Raw genomic sequence first — 15,645 nt, forward strand, 5'->3', positions numbered from 1 at the left:
GGCACGCGCAGCGACGCCGGCCACTGGACCCGCACTTGCGGCGACGCCCGCCGCCGCACCGCGCGCCGCGGCAGCCGCGCCCGTACCTGCGCCGGTGCCGGAAGACAGCTATCCCTACCTGCACCAGTTGCCCGACATCATCCAGCGCGACATCCCGCGCGTGACATTCGGCGGCTATATGTACTCGGCCAATCCGGCGGATCGCCTGCTGATTGTCGACAAGGCGCTGCGCCACGAAGGCGAGGAAGTCGCGCCGGGGCTGCTGCTGGAAAGGCTGTTGCCGAAGGCGGCCGTGATGAATTTCCGGGGGATCCGCTATCGTGTCGCTTATTGAGGTGCGGCTGGCCGCCGGCCAGGTGCTGGGCGTGATCGGCTGGTCCGGCAGCGGCAAGACCACGCTGCTGGAATACCTGGTGGGCCGGCTGGCCGCCGAAGGCCTGCGCGTCAACGTCATCAAGCACAGCCACCACGACATCGTGCTCGAGCCGCCGCACAAGGACAGCGCCCGCCTGCGCCAGGCCGGCGCCGGCGAGGTCATGATCGCCTCTCCCTACCGATTCGCGATCATGCACGAGCTGCGCGGCGCACCGGAGCCATCGCTGGAAGAGCAGCTGGCGCGCCTGGCGCCGGCCGACCTGACCCTGGTCGAAGGCTATAAATGGGCGGCAATCCCGAAGCTCGAGGTGTATCGCCCCGAACTCGGACGTGCGCCGCTGTACCCGGACGATGCGCAGATAGCCGCAGTGGCGTCCGACGTCCCGGCGCCGCCCGGCCTCGCTGCCGGTGTCGACTGGCTCGATCTGAACGAGCCGGCCACGGTATTGCGCTGGATTCAACGGCGCATCGCGGCCGCACGCTAAAGTTCTGGCCGGTCCTGCCGTTAAACCAGGATAACGCGCAGTAGGACCACACAGAGGAGATCGTCATGGACGTCATGGGTATTGCCAAGCTCGCCACCAGCATCGCCGATACCGGCACCCGTCAGGATGTCAGCATGGCCGTGCTGAAAAAGGCCCAGGACATCCAGGCCTCGACCGCCACCCAGCTGCTGGACGCGGTGCAGGCCGCCGCGCCGGCGCAGAACCTGCCGGCGCACTTGGGCAAGAACGTCAACACCACCGCCTGAATCCTTGCCGGCACGGCGCCGGCAAAAACAAGCCGGGCGCGTCAACAGGATCGCCGTCTGGCACGTTACTCAATCCACGTACCCGGCGCGAGGGCAGGCCGCATAATGACCCGCTCTTGCCGCCACCATCGCTGCCCGCGCGCAGCCGCACAAGGCCGTCCCCGCCGGCGTACGGATTCCGAAGGAGATCCCTATCCATGAATAAACGTCAAGCACTCGTTGCTGCCGCGCTCGCGAGCGTGTGCGCCGCCAACGCGTCGGCCAGCGGCCAGATGGACATGCAAGCCAAGGGCGAGCAGGAAAAATGCTACGGCGTGGCCAAGGCCGGCCAGAACGATTGCGGCACCGCCACCCATGGCTGCGCCGGCCAGGCGGCGGTCGACAAGGATCCGGCCGAATGGCGTTCCGTGCCCAAGGGCAGCTGCGAGAAGTCGGGCGGCAGGCTGAACCCGCTGCAACAGGGCAAACAGGGTAAATAAGCCGTGGACGAGGCGCGTCCGGCGCGTGGCGTCGGCATCGGCCTGCGCGCACCGCACTACCGCCAGTGGCTGGAGCGGCGCCCGGCGGCCGGATGGCTGGAAGTCCATACCGAAAACTACCTGGCCCGCTCGGGCTGGGACTGGCATGTACTGCAAGCGCTGCGGCGCGATTATCCGCTCAGCCTGCACGGCGTCGGGCTGGGGCTCGGCTCGGCGCAGGGTTTCTGCGAACAACATCTGCAACGCGTGCGCGAGCTGGCCGCGGCCATCGAACCGGCACTCGTCTCCGAACACCTGAGCTGGGGCGCACTGCGCGACCGCCAGCTGAACGACCTGCTGCCGCTGCGCCTGGACGGCGCCGTCCTCGACCTGGTCGCCACCCGCGTCGAGCGCGTGCAGGAAGTGTTGAAGCGCCGCATCCTGGTCGAAAACGTCTCGACCTACCTGCGCTTTGCGGGCGACGCGATGAGCGAAGCGGAATTCCTGGCTGCCCTGGCGCGCCGAACCGGTTGCGGCATCCTGCTCGACGTGAACAATCTTTACGTCAACCAGTGCAACCACGGCGAGGACGCGCTGGCGGCCCTGGATGCGTTATCCAGCCTTGCGCCGCCGGGGGCGGTCGGCGAACTCCATCTGGGCGGCCACCTGGTCGCCGGACACGCCGTCATCGACCACCATGGTGACCGCGTGGCGCCGCCGGTGTGGGCGCTGTACCGCGAGGCGCTGGCGCGCTTCGGCGCCGTGCCGGCCCTGATCGAGTGGGACACGGACGTGCCGGCGCTCGAGGTGCTGCTGGAAGAGGCGGCGATGGCCGGGCGCATTGCCGCCGAGGTGACGCAGGCCATCAGGCCAGTGTCCACCGGGGCATTATCGTATCCGGTTTCTGTACAGCCATCCGACGTCGAGGCGCTGGCCGAGCTGCAGCAGGCCTTCGGCGCCGCCTTGCTTGATGCCGCCCGGCTGCCGCTGCTGGCGCCCCGGCTCAAGGGCGACCCGGCGCGCCTGGGCATCTACCGCGGCAATCTCGTGAGCGCCTGGCGCCGCGCGCTGGCATCCGCCTATCCGCTGCTGCGCAAGGTGCTGGGAGAAGACGATTTCGACGCCCTGGCGCGCGCCTATGGACGAGCCTACCCGGCCCGCGATCCGGACCTGAACCGTTTCGGCGCGGAACTGGCGGACTTCATCGGACGTGATGGCGAGCGGCCCTGGCTGCTCGATCTTGCGCGCCTCGAATGGTCGGTGCACGAATCCTGGTATGCCTCCGATGCTTCATTGCCGGCCGAGGGCGCGCCGCTGTCCGTGCTGCCGACCCTGAGCCCACAGCAGTTCGAAGCCAGCCGCGCCAACCTGCATCCCTCGCTGCGCCTGCAGGCGGCGGAGTGGGCGACGGCCGCCTTCTGGCTGGCGGGAGACGCCGTCGGCGAGCCGCAGCGCCGGCCCGGCCACGCCGCGATCCTGCGTGCGCGCTGGCAGGTGGCCGTGCGCGAGACCGATGCGGCGGAATACGCGGCACTGTTGCGGCTGGCAAACGGAGAAAGTTTCGGCGCCGCCTTCGATGCGGCCTTCGACCTGGACGAGGATGCGCCGATCGCAACCTGGCTGGACGGCTGGCTGAAGAGCGGGCTGGTGACGGGGATCGTGCGGGTGGAGGACTTCGGGGAGGCCGGCCCGCCCTCGGCGTGAGGCAGGGCCGGCGCGGGCGCTGGGCCCGCGGGTGCTTCAGTGGTAATGGAAGGCGCGCAGGATGCGCTCTTCGCCGGTCTGGTCGTGATGCAGTTCGTTGGCGGCCCGGGTTGCTTCGATCATCCGGGACAGCTGTTCCTCCTCGAAGCGGGCCAACTCTTCGTTGGCTGCGTTCAGCGCCATAGCCAGCTTGGCGCGTGCGCTTTGGTACACCAGACCGGTGTAGTGATCGGTGTTCTTGAGCAGTTCTTCCGCGTTTTCGATGACGAGACGCAGGTCGCCGATGAGCCTCTGCTGCGTCATTGAGCTGGGGTCTGGGGTTTCCATCTTCCTCACCTTTTGCCGTAGTACGTCTTCAATATAGAGAAGGAGGACTGCCCAAGTTTGTCAGCGCGCAAACGTCACCCCTACAGCCGGGGACGGCTAATCCGGTGGGCCCGGCAAGCGCGCCCGGCGGGACGCACCATTTTTTTGTGAGCGAAGCGGAACTTTTTTAGCGGACGCTGATCCGAACATCGCCCACGCTCACGACCTGGCCGGCACGGATCTTGGCAGTCTTGCGCAGTTCCTTCTTGCCGTCGACCGACACCACGCCGCTGGCGACCATGTTCTTGCCGGCACCGCCACTATCGACGAAGCCGACGATCTTCAGCAGTTGGTTGAGTTCGATGAACTCCGATGTCAGTTCAAAAGTTGTTGTTTGCATTCTATCCTCGGTTAAAAATCGGCGTCGTACTGTTGAGGCCGACAAAGACCTCGGTAATGCTTGTCCGCCTCAGCCCGGATGCGGCCGCGTCATCTCGATCGGCACGATCCACTGATCGAACTGCGCCTCGTCGACGAAGCCGGACTGTAGCGCCGCCTGGCGCAGGGTCAGGCCTTCGTGCTGGGCGGTCTTGGCGATCTGCGCGGCGCGATCATACCCGATATGCGGGGCCAGGGCGGTCACCAGCATCAGCGATTGCTCCATCAGCTCGCCGATGCGCTTGCGGTTCGGCTCGATGCCCTGGGCGCAATGCTCGTCGAAGGAACGCATGCCGTCGGCCAGCAGGCGTGCGCTCTGCAGGAAGTTATGGGCGATCATCGGCTTGAACACGTTCAGCTCGAAATTGCCCTGCGAGCCGCCGATGGTGAGGGCGACGTCGTTGCCGAACACTTGGCAGCACAGCATCGTCATCGCCTCGCACTGGGTCGGATTGACCTTGCCCGGCATGATCGAACTGCCCGGCTCGTTCTCGGGAATCGTGATCTCGCCCAGGCCGGAGCGCGGGCCGGACGCCATCCAGCGCACGTCGTTGGCGATCTTCATCAGGGCCGTCGCCAGCGTCTTGAAGGCGCCGTGCGCGAGCACCATCGCGTCGTGGCCGGCCAGGGCCATGAACTTGTTCGGTGCGCTCTTGAATTGCAGACCGGTACGCGAAGAAATTTCAGCCGCGATGCGGTTCGCGAATTCCGGATGCGCGTTCAGCCCGGTGCCGACCGCGGTGCCGCCGGCCGCCAGCTGCAGCAGGCCGGGCAGGGTGTTCTTGATCGCGTGCTCGGCAAATTCCAGCTGGGCGACGTAGCCGGAGAATTCCTGGCCCAGGGTCAGCGGGGTCGCGTCCTGCAGGTGGGTGCGGCCGATCTTGACGATGTCGGCGAAGTCGCGCGCCTTCACTTCGAGCGTGCCGCGCAGCCTGAACAGTGCCGGCAGCACGTCCTTGGCGACGGCGATGGCGGCGGCGACGTGCATCGCGGTCGGGAACATGTCGTTCGAGGACTGGCCCATGTTCACATGGTCGTTCGGATGCAGCAATCTGGCTTCGCCGCGTTCGCCGCCCATCAGTTCGGAGGCGCGGTTGGCCAGCACCTCGTTCATGTTCATATTGCTCTGCGTGCCGGAACCGGTCTGCCAGACGGACAGCGGGAATTCGCCCGGGTGGCGGCCTTCGAGCACCTCGTCGGCGGCGCGCATGATGGCATCGGCTTTGTCCGGCGGCAGTTTGCCGAGCGAGCGGTTGACGGCGGCGGCGGCGCGCTTGACCTGGGCCAGCGCGGCGACCAGCTCCGGCGCCATCTTTTCCGTCGAAATATGGAAGTGGTGCAGAGAGCGCTGGGTCTGCGCGCCCCACAGTTGACCACCGGGCACCTCGATCGGCCCGAAGCTGTCCTTTTCGATCCTGTTTTCCATAGACATGTCCTGACTTTTTGTTAGTAGGGAAGCACGGTTAAAGAGTGTACCGCAACGGCCGTTAATGACGCTGAGGCTTCACTTTTTTTCACGTCCATGCGCCACTGCTCCCGCCGTCTCCTGACCACGCTTGTCCTGCTGTCCGCCCTCGGTTCCGCCCGCGCGGCCGAACTGGGCGAGGCTCGCGTGTCGTCCCACATCGGGCAGCCGCTGGTGGCCGATATCGAGTTGACCATGATCGACGATCCGTCGGCGGCCGTGTCCGTGCGCCTGGCCAGTCCCGAGGTCTACAACGGCGCCGGCATCGCCATGCCGCCGGTGCTGGCGAGCGCCACTATGTCGGTGATGCGGCGCAACGGCCGCCAGTTCCTGCACGTGACGACCTTGCGCCAGGTCGACAGCGAGCACCTGCACCTCTACCTGGAGCTGGTCGACAAGGGGCAGAGGACGGTGCGTCTTGCCACCTTGTGGCTGACACCGGATCCGAATCCGGCGCCCGCACCCGCACCGGGGCCGGTCCCCGTTCCGGCCCCGGTCCCGGCTGCGGTGACGCATACGGAACCGGCGCCGAAGGCCGCGCCGGTGGCGGTTTCCCTGCCTCCGCGCAAAGCCGTCACCGTGCGCAAGCCCGAGCCGGCCGCCGATGCAGAACCGAAAGCATCTGCGCCGAAGCCATTGCCGCTGCCCAGCCACGCGCGCCAGGCCGCCGCGCCGGCCATCTGCGCGCAGCAAGCCGAGCAGGCCAGCGTCTGCGCCGCCCTCGACGGCAAGAACGCCGAACTGAAAAAACAGATCGGTGTGCTGGAAGGCAAAGTGAAATCCTTGCAGGCGAGCCTGGGCGCGACGCCGCCTGCCGCACCGAAGCCGGCGCCGGCATCGACGCCGGCGTCCGCACCGATACCGAAGCCCGCGCCGACACCGGCGCCCGCCGCCGCATCCGCCGCCGCATCTGCCCCCGCGCCCGCCCCGGTACTCGAGCTCGCGCAAAAACCGGCCGGTCCCAAGCCGATCAGCGCGATCAAGCCCCTGGTGCCGCGCAAGCCCAAGACCCCGCCGCCCGAACCGGAATCCGGTCTGCCGTGGAGCTGGATCGGCGGCGCGGCGGCGCTGCTGCTGGCGTCGGGCGCCGCTTTGCTGCTGCGCCGGCGTAAGCGGACGGTACGCAATGTCAACATCCCGGCCGCACCGCGCCTGATCGAACGGCTGCGCCAGCGCATCGGCGCGCGCAGTGCGCCGGCGGCGAAGGCGGCGCCGGAACCGGCGCCGGAAGCGGTCGAGCCGACTTTCGAATAGGCGCACACAAACTCGTCTACACAAGCTCGAAATTTGCGTTATACTGGCTCGCATGTGATCTTCTTGACCACAAAAACGGCTCAGGATCTGGCGCAGCCACCACCGATAGCGTGGCGCGGAAACCAGATGATCGTTGAAGAAACGCCTGTACCCGGAAGCGGTTTGCCTGTCTACAGTGGCAGGTGAACGCCGGATGCAACCGGCAAGAGGCGACGCCAGGAGATACCTGGTGCTCGCACTCCCCAATTCCTGAAAACCCGCTCGGATCTTCCGCAGCGGGTTTTTTCTTGCCCTCATTTTCTTGCCTGCACATGCCTGCGCGCAAGGCGACGGCTGAGTTTCCCCGCTTGGCTTAGGATGTCATGGTTGGCAAGGAGACTCCATGAACGATGCATCCCCGGACCCCGCCCTGCGCGGCGATATATTTTCCGAACATTGTCCTTCGCGCGACATACTCAAGCACGTGACCAGCCGCTGGGGCGTCCTGCTGCTGGTGGCGCTGGGCGACGGCGCCCAGCGTTTCGGCGAGCTGCGCCGCAGGGTCGGCGGCATCAGCGAGAAGATGCTGGCCCAGACCCTGGTATGGCTGGAACAGGACGGCTTCGTCCAGCGCATCGTCCACACGGCGGCCGCGCCGCGCGTCGAATATCGCTTGACGCCGCTGGGGGAAGAGATCAGCGGCAAGCTGGGTGAGCTGGCCGAATGGATCGAGGGGAATATTGCGGGAATCCTGGCGGCGCAGGGTAGGGCGGCCGCGACGGCGCAAGGGGCCTGAGACCGGGATCAGGAAGAGGGCAGGGGTTTGCGGAAGTACACCACCCGCTCGGTTTCCTCGAAGCCCAGCGCGGCGTGCATGGCATGGCTGACCACGTTGTCCAGTGGCGCATCCGATGCGAGTTCGCGGCATCCCCGTTCCCTGGCCCATGCGGCCACGGCGGCAACCAGCAGTCTGCCGACGCCCTGGCGGCGGTACGCCGGCGCCACGTAAATACCTTCGAGAAAAGCCACCGGCGAGCTATCCGTCCCGTTGACATAGTCCGTGCGCAGCGAGGCTTCGACGAAACCGGCGGCCTGGCCGTCCGCTCCGCAAGCCAGAAACTGGGCGTATTTGTCCGGAAGATCGAGGGCGGACTGCATCTCGGCCAGGTGCTCGTCCCTGGGGCAGTCCGGCCACAGCGCCTGCCGGAAGTCCAGCCAGCCGTCCTGTCCGGTGGCGCTGCAGGGAAGGATGGAAAAAAACCCCTGAGACGTCGCCATCGCAGGGGTTGTGCTTTTTTCCGGAAATGCCGGCCAGGCAGGATTCAGTGAGCGCTCATGGCCCGCTCGAGCTGTCCATGCCAGGGCTCGGTCACGTCGCGCACAGCGCGGTCGTTGGCCATGATCTGCTTGAGCAGGTCGATCTTGCGCAGGCGCTGGGCGCCTTCGAGTGCCGGAACGCCCGACTTGGTGGCGCTTGCCTGCAGGGCGCACTGGGTTTCCAGGCGGGCCAGGCCGTCGAAGTCGCCGTCGCGGGCCGCTGCCGCCATGCGGCCGCTGAGGGCGGCGATGTTTTCGTACATGGCGAGGACTTCGTTGGACGTCATGGTGCACCAAAAGCAATTTTTCCGGCCGGATTGCCGGGTATCTAAGACCTTAACGGCTCCGCTTTAGGGAACTTTAGGGTTTTCGAAAGATTTTTTTAAAAATTTTTCGACATCAAGATCATGCCCGTTTCCGGCAGACTGTGGCGCACGAAGGAAAGGGGCAGAATGCGACCTGCTCCCCGGATCGTGCAATCCAGCGCGGCTTTTTGCAGTCTGTCGCAATCCTGTCATCCTTGCCATTTCTCTTGCCTATAGTGCAGGGTGGATCGGTGCGCCACAGCAGCGCCGACGATAACAAGATGAGAGAGAGGGAGAAAAGTCCATGAGACGATTCCAGGCGTTCGGCGCTACCGCGCTGGCCATTGCCGCCATTGGTGCCCATGCTGAGGCACCATTTTCTTTTGATAAGACACCGGGCAAGCTGCCCAAGGATGTCGTTCCGGTCGAATACATCGCCCACCTGGCGCCGGACATCGAGGCCAATACCTTCAGCGGCACCGAAGGCATCGAGATCGACGTCCTCAAACCGACCTCGACCATCATGCTGAACGCCGCCGCCCTGGAGATCGAGAGCGCGGCCCTGTCGGGCAAGGGCATGAAGCAGCTCAAGCTGACGCCGGTGCTGGACGACAAGCAGGAAACCCTCAGCTTCACCCTTCCGCATGAACTCGCGCCGGGGCGCTACCGCCTGGACCTGGCCTTCCGCGGCAAGATCAATCGGGAAGGGCGCGGCCTGTTCTATGTGAATTACCAGGCCGGCAAGGCCGACAAGAAGCTGATCGCCACCACGATGGAGCCGACCGACGCCCGGCGCATGCTGCCGACCTGGGACGAGCCCGCCTTTCGCGCGAAATTCCGCCTGTCGGTCGACCTGCCGGCGGGCCTGAAGGCCTATTCGAATACCCCGGTCGACAAGCAGGCCAAGCTTGCCGGCGGCAAGCAGCGCATCAGCTTCAAGCCGACCCCGAAGATGCCGAGCTACCTGGTGGTGCTGGCGGCCGGCGAGTTCGAGCGCATCAGTGCCAGGCAGGACGGGGTCGAGATCGGCGTCGTCACCACCGAGGGCAAGAAGGACAAGGGCGCATTCGCGCTGAGCGCCAGCCGCGACCTGCTTCACTTCTATAACAATTACTTCGGCGTGCCGTATCCGCTGGCCAAGCTCGACCAGATTGCGATCCCGAACGGTTTCAATGGCGCGATGGAGAATTGGGGCGGCATCGTCTACAACGAGAACACCCTGCTGTACGACCCGAAGACCAGCCCCGAGAGCGTCAAGCAGGGCACATTCTCGGTCAACGCCCACGAGATGGCCCACCAGTGGTTCGGCAACCTGGTGACCATGGCCTGGTGGGACAATCTGTGGCTGAACGAGGGCTTCGCCTCCTGGATGGCGTCCAAGGCCACCGAGCATTTCCACCCTGAGTGGCGGCCCTACCTGGCCAACATCGGCGACCGCGAGCGCGTCATGAACCTCGACTCGCGCAAGACCACCCATCCGATCCAGACCCCGGTCGAGACCGAAGCCCAGGCCGCCGACGCCTTCGACGACATCACCTACGAGAAGGGCCAGGCCTTCCTGCGCATGCTCGAGGCGTATCTCGGCGAAGACGCCTTCCGCAAGGGCATCCGCGCCTACATGGCGAAGCACCAGTACTCGAACACGACGTCAAGCGACCTGTGGGCGGCGCTGGAGCAGGCGTCCGGCAAGCCGGTCGGCAAGCTGGCCTCGGACTGGACCACCCAGCCGGGCTTCCCGCTCATCAAGGTCGAGCAGGTCTGCGAGGACGGCAAGCGCAAGGTGAGCCTCAGCCAGCAGCAGTTCCGCCTCGACGAGCCGGCCACCGAAAACCGGCTGTGGAACGTGCCCGTGCAGGTCGGTACCGTGAACGGCAAGGCCATGTATACCCTGCTGTCCGGCGCCAGCACCCGCCTGATGCTGCCGGGCTGCGAAGGCGCGCTGGTGGTGGATCCGCACAGCGTCGGCTACTTCCGCATCCAGTACGACCGTCCCAGCTTCGACGCCCTGGCCGGCCAGGCCGCGCACCTGCCGGACGCCACCCGCCTGAAGCTCCTGAACGACACCTGGACCCAGGTCACGGCCGGCAGCGTGCCGCTCGAGGCATACCTGAAGCTGGCCGGCCAACTGGCCGACGAGCCGCGCCTGGCGGTCTGGGAGGCTATCGCTGCCAACCTGAACTTCCTGGATGCGCTGGCGCGCGGCGAGCCGGAACGGCCGCTGGTCCGCCGCTTCATCATCGGCTTTGCAAAACCGAAGCTGGCGAAACTGGGCTGGGACGAAAAGCCGGGCGAAACCGCCGAAGACGCCCAGCTGCGCGCCCTGCTGGCCGGCGTCCTGGCCCGCGCCGGCGACGAGGAGGCGATCACCCAGGCCCGCAGCCGCTTCCAGCGCTGGCTGAAGGAACCCGCCGCGGTCAGCCCGGCGATGATCGGCTTCGTCACCTCGGCCGCCGGCCGCTACGCCGACGCCGCCACCTTCGACGCCATCGCCGGGCGCCTGGCCGCGAGCCAGAACAACGAGGAGCGCTCGCGCTTGACCGGGGCGCTGATCCAGGTCCAGGATTCGGCCCTGGCCGACAAGGTGCTGCAGATGTCGCTGGCGCCGTCGACGCCGCCGACCATGGTCGCCCGCATCGTGCTGGGCGTGGGCCGCGAACACCTCGACCAGGCCTGGAACTTCGCCGTCGCCAACCGCGAGCCGTTGATGAAAACCCAGGATGCGCTGAACCGCTACCGGGTGTTCCCGGGCATCGTCACCGCGTCCTCGAGCGTCCAGGACGCCCAGCGCATGGAAGACTACGTTCGCCAGAACTTCGAGGCCGACGCGCAGGTCGAAGCGCAGCGGGTCGCCAATGGCGTGCGCGTGCGCGCGGCCCAGAAGGCGCGCCTGCTGCCACAGGTGCGCGAGGCGCTGAAATGAACCCCAGGTACTACAATAAGCAGATCAATCAACAAGAAGGGAATTCCATGAAGACCAGCTGGACACCAGTAAAGACGGCGATCGTGTTCGCCCTGTGCGGCGCCGCCGTGATCTCGATGCCGGGCCAGGCGGCAGGGCAGGCGCAGCCGGCCGCCGCGCCGAAGGCCGAAGCGCCGCAAGGCAGCGCGGCCATCCGCCCGGGCGACGATTTCTTCGCCTACGCGAACGGCGACTGGCTGTCGAAGACCGAGATCCCGGCCGACCGCAGCTCCTGGGGCGCGATGGGCGCGCTGGCGGAAGAGACCAACCAGCGCATCGTCAAGATGATCGAGGGCCTCGCCGACGACAAGAAGCTGGGCGGCGAGCCCCGCAAGGTATCCGACTACTACCGCTCCTACATGAACGAGCCGGCCATCGAAGGCAAGGGCATCGCCCCGCTCAAGCCGATGCTGGCGAAGATCGAGGCCATCAAGGACAAGGCCGGCCTCACGCGCGCGCTGGGCGAATCGATCCGCGCCGACGTCGACCCCCTGAACAACACCCACTTCTTTACCGAGAACCTGTTCGGCCTGTGGGTCGCGCAGGGCCTGCACGACACCACGCGCCACATGCCCTACCTCCTGCAGGGTGGCCTGGGCATGCCGGACCGCGCCTACTACCTGGACAACAATCCGAAGATGGCCGAGCTGCGCACCAAGTACCAGCAGCACATCGCGGCCATGCTGAAGCTGGCCGATTACAGTAAAACCGCGAGCGATGCCGAGGCACGCGCCGCCAAGGTGTTCGCGCTCGAAGTCGACATCGCCAACACCCATGCCACCCGCGCCGATTCGGCCGACGTGCTGAAGGCCGACAACACCTGGACCGCGAAGGACTTCACCGCCAAGGCCCCGGGCATGGACTGGAACGCCTTCTTCAAGGCCGCGCGCCTGGGCGACCAGCAGAAATTCATCGTCTGGCATCCGAGCGCGGTGGTGGGCGAAGCCGCACTGGTGCAGAAGGTCGACCTGCAGACCTGGAAGGACTACCTGGCCTTCCACCGCATCAACCAGATGGCGAGCGTACTGCCGAAAGCCGTGTCCGACCAGCGTTTCGAGTTCTACGGCAAGGCCCTGAGCGGCACGCCGCAACAGTCGCTGCGCTGGAAGCGCGCACTGGCCGCGACCAACGAGGCGATGGACGAGGCGGTCGGCAAGATCTACGTCTCGAAGTACTTCCCGGCCGAGAACAAGGCGCGCCTGCAGCAGATGGTCGGCAATATCGTCGATGCCTTCGGCAAGCGCGTCGACAAGCTCGACTGGATGGCGCCGGCCACCCGCGCCCAGGCCAAGGAAAAGCTCAAGACCCTGTACGTGGGCGTGGGCTATCCGGACAAGTGGAAGTCGTACGAGGGCCTGAAGGTCGTGCTCGATGACGCCTTCGGCAATGCCGTGCGCGCGGACGAATTCCACACCGCCCAGGAAATCGCCAAGCTGCACCGCAAGCCGGACCGCACCGAATGGTCGATGCCGCCGCAGCTGGTCAATGCCGTCAACCTGCCGTTGCAGAATGCGCTGAACTTCCCGGCCGCGATCCTGCAGCCGCCGTTCTTCGATCCGAAGGCTTCCGACGCCACCAACTACGGTGCGATCGGCGCCGTCATCGGCCACGAGATCAGCCACAGCTTCGACGACCAGGGCGCCCAGTTCGATGCCCAGGGCCGCCTGCGCGACTGGTGGACCAAGCAGGACATGGAGCACTTCAAGGCCGCGTCCGGCAAGCTGGTGGAGCAGTACAACACCTACAAACCCTTCCCGGACCTGTCCGTCAACGGCCAGCTGACGCTGTCGGAAAACCTGGCCGACCTGGCTGGCCTGGCCGCCTCCTACGATGCCTACAAGCTTGCCTCCGGCAACAAGGCCGGCGAAGAGGGCGACCGCCAGTTCTTCCTGGGCTTCGCGCACAGTTGGCGCAACAAGGCGCGCGAAGCGGCCGAACGCCGCGGCATCCTGACCGACGGTCACGCGCCGCCGCAGTACCGCGCCGCCACCGTGCGCAACCTGGACGCCTGGTACAAGGCCTTCGACGTGCAGCCGGGCCAGAAGCTCTACCTGGCGCCGGACGAGCGTGTTCGCGTCTGGTAATTAGTTTGTAGAAGGTAAGGGACGCCGGCAGCGGGACTGCCAGGCCTAGAATCAGGGGCCTGGCATTCTTGTTGCAGGTGGTTCATGAAGCAGCATTTTCTCGACCTCAAGCGCCGCATGCTGCGCGCGCATCCATGTATGGGACAGCACGACGACTTCCGCGAGATTTCGGAACGTACCTTGCATCACTACGACGCAGTGGCGCCGCGTTTCTTCGCCGGCACCATGGACCACGACGTCAGCCAGAACATCGCGGCCTTGCTCGACGCGATCGAGGCCGACCCTCCCCATACCATCCTCGACCTCGGCTGCGGCCCGGGACGCGACCTGAAAACCTTCAGGGACATGGGCCACCGCGCCATCGGCCTGGACGGCAGCGCCCGCTTCGTGGAGATGGCCGCGCAGTACAGCGGCTGCGAAGTGTGGCTGCAGAATTTCATCGACCTCGACTTGCCGGACGAGATGTTCGACGGCATCTATGCGAACGCCTCGCTCTTCCACGTGCCGCGCAGCCTGCTGCCCAAGGTGCTGGGCGAGCTGCACGCCGCGCTCAAGCCGGGCGGCGTGCTGTTCAGCTCCAACCCGCGCGGCAATAACGAAGAGGGCTGGAACGGCCCGCGCTGGGGCTGTTTCCACGACTATCCGGCCTGGGAAGCTTACGTGGTCGGGGCCGGCTTCACGCCCATACATCATTATTACCGGCCGGTCGGATTGCCGCGCGAGCAACAGCCTTGGCTCGCCAGTGTGTGGCGGAAAAACTGATTCCGTTACAAGAATTGATTCCACTACGTTAACCGGCGAACAGAGTGAGGGCCGGAATCGGCCCAAGATGAACCTGTGCCGCTCGACAGCCGAGCGGTAGCGACGGGACCTCGACACCGCCACCAGTCTCGGCGGTCCACCGGATGGGATGCGCAGCGGGCCGAGGATTCGTGAACTTAACGAAAGGAGGTGTCCATGAACAAGGACCAGATCAAAGGCAAGGCCAAGGACATTGGCGGCAAGATTCAGGAAGGTGTCGGCAAAGCCGTTGGTAGCAGCGAGCAGCAAGCCAAAGGCCTGAACAAGCAGGTCGAAGGCAAGGTGCAGGAAAAAGTCGGCGACGCGAAAGATATCGTCGGCAAGGGTAACCGCTGATCTGCATTGCCTAAGCGTTTCCCTCCCAAACAGCCGCCTCGTGCGGCTGTTTTCTTTTCCAATTAGAATCCCGGCAATGAAATCATTACAGAAGCGGATTCTCTCGGCCCTTGCGGCCGTTTTGCTTGCCGGCGTGGCGGCATATTGGTACTGGTCGCCTTATCTGGCGATGCGCGAACTGCGCGATGCCGCGGTGGCGGCCGACGCTGGGCGCTTCAACGAACGCGTCGATTTTCCCAGGGTGCGTGAGAGCCTGAAGAGCCAGTTCTCGGCGCGGCTGGATCAAGACAAGGCGAACGGCGGCAACAATCTCGGCAGCCTGCTGGCAGGGGTGCTGATCGACAAACTGATCGACACGGCTGTGCGCCCGGAGACGATCATGTTTGCGATGCGCGAAGGGAAGTTCAAGATCGGGAACGGCGAAAGCGCCGAAGGCGGGCAGGATACCGCCGAGCGCAGGAAGACCGTCTGGCGCACCGAAAGGCAAGGCGCCGATACCATCCTCTTCCATGCCGAAAGGGAAGGCAGCGGCGCCAGGAAAAATACGATGGCGCTCGTCATGCAGCGCCGGGGTTTCGCGGAGTGGAAGCTGACCGATATCCGGCTTCCCGACTAATCGCCTTCCTGCCGCGTCGTCAGCGCCACGATCGCGGCGCCCGCGGCGACGATCAGGGCATCTTCGATCAGCCCGCTGCGGGTCTGGCCGATGCGCGCCATGGCCTGCTTGCGGGCGGCCAGCGTCAGGTAGGCGAGCGGTACGGCGGTGGCCACCGCGACCGCTGCGCCGGCTTTTTCCCGGCCCTTCGGAGCCAGCGCCGCACCGGCGATCCCGGCGCTCAATACGCGCGCCAGCAGACCCAGGAAGACGGTGCGGTCGGGCGCCGTCTTCATCTTGTCGCCGAACAGTTCTCCGACTCCCATTGCGAGGGCACCGTATTTGAACAAGGGGCGGTCCAGCAGGGCGAGTTCGCCCGGCGTATCGCGGTCGGCGAGGCGCGCCGTGGCGATCGTGGCCATGGGCGTCATCGAGCGTGCGCTCGCGACGGCGCCGATCAGGGCGGAGGGGAGCAGGGCGGGCGTGTTCATCGTCGTGGTGTCCTTTGCAATTGTTGG

Annotated in this window: 18 protein-coding genes; 12 read left to right on the forward strand and 6 right to left on the reverse strand. The window is 65.9% G+C overall.

Features of this window, described 5'->3' with window-relative positions:
- The 5 genes from AB4Z32_RS20015 to bufB all read left to right on the forward strand — a co-directional run.
- On the forward strand, window positions 1–334 hold a 334-nt coding region (locus tag AB4Z32_RS20015; protein WP_442123625.1), incomplete at its 5' end, for a general secretion pathway protein GspB.
- Window positions 330–860, forward strand: coding sequence for a molybdopterin-guanine dinucleotide biosynthesis protein B (gene mobB / locus AB4Z32_RS20020; RefSeq protein WP_442123697.1), 531 nt, complete (start codon window positions 330–332; stop codon window positions 858–860). The genes AB4Z32_RS20015 and mobB, both read left to right, overlap by 5 nt.
- 65 nt (window positions 861–925) lie before the next feature.
- On the forward strand, window positions 926–1,126 hold the full coding sequence (locus AB4Z32_RS20025) for a YjfB family protein (RefSeq protein WP_442123626.1): 201 nt from the start codon (window positions 926–928) through the stop codon (window positions 1,124–1,126).
- A gap of 197 nt (window positions 1,127–1,323) precedes the next feature.
- Window positions 1,324–1,605: a BufA1 family periplasmic bufferin-type metallophore gene (locus AB4Z32_RS20030; protein WP_442123627.1), complete on the forward strand. Its 282-nt coding sequence runs from the start codon at window positions 1,324–1,326 to the stop codon at window positions 1,603–1,605.
- A 3-nt stretch (window positions 1,606–1,608) separates the two neighbouring features.
- Window positions 1,609–3,288, forward strand: a complete 1,680-nt coding sequence (gene bufB / locus AB4Z32_RS20035) for an MNIO family bufferin maturase (RefSeq protein WP_442123628.1) — start codon at window positions 1,609–1,611, stop codon at window positions 3,286–3,288.
- 36 nt (window positions 3,289–3,324) lie between these two features.
- Here the strand turns inward: bufB and AB4Z32_RS20040 are convergent, their stop codons facing one another.
- The 3 genes from AB4Z32_RS20040 to fumC all read right to left on the reverse strand — a co-directional run bounded on the left by AB4Z32_RS20040 (window position 3,325) and on the right by fumC (window position 5,458).
- Window positions 3,325–3,615 (reverse strand): DUF883 family protein, encoded by a 291-nt coding sequence (locus AB4Z32_RS20040; RefSeq protein ID WP_442123629.1) that lies wholly within the window; start codon window positions 3,613–3,615, stop codon window positions 3,325–3,327.
- 166 nt (window positions 3,616–3,781) lie between these two features.
- A complete protein-coding gene (locus AB4Z32_RS20045; RefSeq protein ID WP_442123630.1) occupies window positions 3,782–3,994 on the reverse strand; it encodes an RNA-binding S4 domain-containing protein in 213 nt (70 codons plus the stop codon).
- A gap of 69 nt (window positions 3,995–4,063) precedes the next feature.
- A complete protein-coding gene (gene fumC, locus AB4Z32_RS20050) occupies window positions 4,064–5,458 on the reverse strand; it encodes a class II fumarate hydratase (protein ID WP_442123631.1) in 1,395 nt (464 codons plus the stop codon).
- A 96-nt stretch (window positions 5,459–5,554) separates the two neighbouring features.
- Here fumC and AB4Z32_RS20055 point away from each other — a divergent pair, with 96 nt between their 5' ends.
- Both AB4Z32_RS20055 and AB4Z32_RS20060 read left to right on the forward strand, forming a co-directional pair.
- Window positions 5,555–6,751 (forward strand): type IV pilus assembly protein FimV, encoded by a 1,197-nt coding sequence (locus AB4Z32_RS20055; protein WP_442123632.1) that lies wholly within the window; start codon window positions 5,555–5,557, stop codon window positions 6,749–6,751.
- 382 nt (window positions 6,752–7,133) lie between these two features.
- Entirely contained in the window at window positions 7,134–7,526 is a 393-nt protein-coding gene (locus AB4Z32_RS20060; protein WP_442123633.1) for a winged helix-turn-helix transcriptional regulator, read from the forward strand.
- An 8-nt stretch (window positions 7,527–7,534) separates the two neighbouring features.
- On the opposite strand, the gene aac(6') is transcribed toward AB4Z32_RS20060, so the two are convergent.
- Window positions 7,535–8,008 carry an aminoglycoside 6'-N-acetyltransferase gene (gene aac(6'), locus AB4Z32_RS20065; RefSeq protein ID WP_442123634.1) on the reverse strand — a complete coding sequence of 158 codons (474 nt, stop codon included), beginning with the start codon at window positions 8,006–8,008 and terminating at the stop codon, window positions 7,535–7,537.
- Between the two features lie 44 nt (window positions 8,009–8,052).
- Window positions 8,053–8,334 carry a flagellar protein FliT gene (locus AB4Z32_RS20070; protein ID WP_442123635.1) on the reverse strand — a complete coding sequence of 94 codons (282 nt, stop codon included), beginning with the start codon at window positions 8,332–8,334 and terminating at the stop codon, window positions 8,053–8,055.
- A 322-nt stretch (window positions 8,335–8,656) separates the two neighbouring features.
- Between AB4Z32_RS20070 and AB4Z32_RS20075 the strand changes: the two genes are divergently transcribed.
- The 5 genes from AB4Z32_RS20075 (at window position 8,657) to AB4Z32_RS20095 (ending at window position 15,148) form a co-directional block, all read left to right on the forward strand.
- Entirely contained in the window at window positions 8,657–11,272 is a 2,616-nt protein-coding gene (locus tag AB4Z32_RS20075) for a M1 family metallopeptidase (RefSeq protein ID WP_442123636.1), read from the forward strand.
- Between the two features lie 47 nt (window positions 11,273–11,319).
- Window positions 11,320–13,395, forward strand: a complete 2,076-nt coding sequence (locus AB4Z32_RS20080; RefSeq protein ID WP_442123637.1) for a M13 family metallopeptidase — start codon at window positions 11,320–11,322, stop codon at window positions 13,393–13,395.
- Window positions 13,396–13,533: 138 nt separating this feature from the next.
- A complete protein-coding gene (locus AB4Z32_RS20085; protein ID WP_442123698.1) occupies window positions 13,534–14,157 on the forward strand; it encodes a class I SAM-dependent DNA methyltransferase in 624 nt (207 codons plus the stop codon).
- A 195-nt stretch (window positions 14,158–14,352) separates the two neighbouring features.
- Window positions 14,353–14,532, forward strand: a complete 180-nt coding sequence (locus tag AB4Z32_RS20090) for a CsbD family protein (protein ID WP_442123638.1) — start codon at window positions 14,353–14,355, stop codon at window positions 14,530–14,532.
- Between the two features lie 76 nt (window positions 14,533–14,608).
- Window positions 14,609–15,148, forward strand: coding sequence for a DUF2939 domain-containing protein (locus AB4Z32_RS20095; RefSeq protein WP_442123639.1), 540 nt, complete (start codon window positions 14,609–14,611; stop codon window positions 15,146–15,148).
- On the opposite strand, the gene AB4Z32_RS20100 is transcribed toward AB4Z32_RS20095, so the two are convergent.
- On the reverse strand, window positions 15,145–15,618 hold the full coding sequence (locus tag AB4Z32_RS20100) for a hypothetical protein (protein WP_442123640.1): 474 nt from the start codon (window positions 15,616–15,618) through the stop codon (window positions 15,145–15,147). The genes AB4Z32_RS20095 and AB4Z32_RS20100 overlap by 4 nt on opposite strands.
- Window positions 15,619–15,645 lie beyond the last annotated feature (27 nt).

The organism is Massilia sp. 2TAF26, from assembly GCF_052115005.1.
Lineage (GTDB): Bacteria > Pseudomonadota > Gammaproteobacteria > Burkholderiales > Burkholderiaceae_D > Telluria.